This window comes from Bowmanella yangjiangensis (genome assembly GCF_017255015.1).
Classification (GTDB): Bacteria; Pseudomonadota; Gammaproteobacteria; order Enterobacterales; family Alteromonadaceae; genus Bowmanella; species Bowmanella yangjiangensis.
Genome location: NZ_JAFKCS010000905.1, coordinates 1 through 284, shown reverse-complemented (window position 1 = coordinate 284; position 284 = coordinate 1). Strand labels below are relative to the sequence as shown.

The following is a 284-nucleotide window of genomic DNA, read 5'->3' as shown; positions in this document are numbered from 1 at the left end:
CCGCAAGCCCTCTTGCGGCGCATTCTGCATCTTCGTCTCGCGGCCTTCCCCGCCGCACAGGCGCACGCTCACGCCGGCTCGGCGAGCGCACCCTCGCGTGCCACCGCGCAGGTTCTGGTCTCGCTTGCCGTCGCCCGCCACGAACGGGCAAACAAAACCTCCCGAACCGCCCTCATGTTCTGTGGCGTCGCGGCCGATACAACAACGGCAATACTGGCCGGTCATGGTGACCGGCTGCTGCGCTGCATATGTTCTCGGACCGGAGCCTTCCCATGCGTCTCGAC

At 66.9% G+C, this 284-nt stretch carries 1 protein-coding gene; it reads right to left on the bottom strand.

Translation table 11 applies throughout. From position 1 onward, the window contains the following. The coding region (locus J0A65_RS27165) for a hypothetical protein (protein ID WP_206597260.1) at positions 1–225 on the bottom strand (225 nt) is incomplete at its 3' end. Positions 226–284: the final 59 nt, after the last annotated feature.